Below are 1,611 nucleotides of genomic sequence, written 5' to 3' on the forward strand. Positions count from 1 at the left end.
ACGTTATGAGCAAATTCTAGCGCACGTGAACCGTAACAACATTCAACAATGGATCGCTATTGATGATTTGCATTCTGGTGATGAGGTTGATCTATGGCCTATAAAACACCGTCATTTATTGGTGTTAACCGAAGAATCTGCAGGGTTGGGATGCCCGAAGGCACAAGCTGACTTAATAGAGACATTGGAGTTGCAGAAGTGATCGTTTATTTTGATACAGAATTTACAAGCTTAGACTTTGGCCTCGTATTTGATATGAAGCTGATCTCGGCTGGCTTCGTGGCAGAGAACGGCGAAGAATTCTATTTTGAGTTACTAGACAACTACCAGAAATCCGATTGTAGTGGTTTTGTGCTGGAAGCCGTATTACCCCACCTCAACAATGCCAAGCATGGCTTATTGTCAGCACAGGCAGCGTCTAAATTGAAAGCATGGGTGGAAGCCTTCGGTGAACCGATATATATGGCTTGCGATGCACCTAACTATGATTGGCCGCTGGTTAACGACTTCCTGTTAGATTACAAGTGCTGGCCAGAGAATTTAGATGGCTTACCGTTGAATGTGAGCGGCTATCTTTCACTTGAGCGCGTAGAAAAGTATTTTGAGTATCAGCCCATGGCAATCCGTCATCATTCGCTTTGGGATGCAAGGGCATTGGCGGCGGCAAGTAAGGGGCCGATAAATGATTAACCTATTTTTTGATTGCGAGTTCACTAAGTTCCAGCAACCTTTAGATCCAGAACCTAACGAGTTGATCTCAATTGGCTGCATAAGTGAGTCTGGTGAACGGTTCTATGCTGAAAATTCATGCTATCAGGTTGAGCATTGCTCTGAATTCGTGGTTGAAACAGTATTGCCGCTATTGGAAGGCTTCGATCAACTAATGCATTACAGTATGATCGCCAAACAATTGCGCACATGGATCGAGAGTTTTGACGATGGCACAGGGGAGCAAAACGTAAAGATGTGGAGTGACGCCCCTTATTGGGACTGGCAGCACGTTAAGCACATGTTTGATAACTATGGCTGGCCTGCTAATTTAAAAAGAGAACCTGTGGCTTTAACGTTTCCAAGTTCTATACAGATAACCAGGTTTAAAGCGGCAGTTGAAGATGCGTTTAAAACCTTCGAACCAAAATTAAGGCGTCACCATGCGTTGGATGATGCTATCGCTAATCTATATGGGTTTCAGCGGGCAACCGCAAGGAGATTTTGACGCGTGGATGACGCGTGGATGACGCGTCAATATTGGACTAAAAACGGGAGCATCTTACTATGTTTTTTAATTAATACTTAATTCATTAGTGGTCATCAAACCCAGTGCTGACGCTAAAAAGATGTTGACGCGTCAACCACGCGTCGATTAAATAGAATTGTAAACCGAGTACTTTTTTGTCTGTTAACTGTAATATTTTTTAGGAGTAATAATATGAATAAATATGAATTAATCGCAAAAGTAGCCGCTTCTGCAGGGGTTACCCAAGCCGACGCTGGTCGCGTATTAGACGCTATTATGACCACCATTGGTGATGCACTGGTTGCCGGTGATAACGTTGCCCTAGTTGGCTTTGGCACGTTCCAAATCACTAAAAAGGCTGCTCGTTCTGGTCG

3 protein-coding genes and 1 pseudogene are annotated in these 1,611 nt (G+C 43.8%); all 4 read left to right on the forward strand.

Annotated features, from left to right (window positions below):
* Positions 1-202: pseudogene (locus Q7U33_RS04185) on the forward strand (hypothetical protein); the annotation flags it as partial.
* 53 nt (positions 203-255) lie between these two features.
* Positions 256-690 (forward strand): hypothetical protein, encoded by a 435-nt coding sequence (locus tag Q7U33_RS04190; RefSeq protein WP_304858339.1) that lies wholly within the window; start codon positions 256-258, stop codon positions 688-690.
* Positions 683-1,216 (forward strand): 3'-5' exoribonuclease, encoded by a 534-nt coding sequence (locus tag Q7U33_RS04195; protein WP_304858340.1) that lies wholly within the window; start codon positions 683-685, stop codon positions 1,214-1,216. The genes Q7U33_RS04190 and Q7U33_RS04195 overlap by 8 nt, the downstream gene beginning before the upstream one ends.
* Positions 1,217-1,429: 213 nt before the next feature.
* A partial coding sequence (locus Q7U33_RS04200) for an HU family DNA-binding protein (protein WP_304858341.1) occupies positions 1,430-1,611 on the forward strand: 182 nt, incomplete at its 3' end.

This window comes from Methylotenera sp., from assembly GCF_030653755.1.
In the GTDB taxonomy this organism is placed as follows: Bacteria; Pseudomonadota; Gammaproteobacteria; order Burkholderiales; family Methylophilaceae; genus Methylotenera.

Excerpts from the sequence above, each read along its gene's own strand:
- Q7U33_RS04190 (WP_304858339.1), top strand. The coding sequence starts at position 256 with ATGAAGCTGATCTCGGCTGGCTTCGTGGCAGAGAACGGCGAAGAATTC.
- Q7U33_RS04195 (WP_304858340.1), top strand. The coding sequence starts at position 683 with ATGATTAACCTATTTTTTGATTGCGAGTTCACTAAGTTCCAGCAACCT.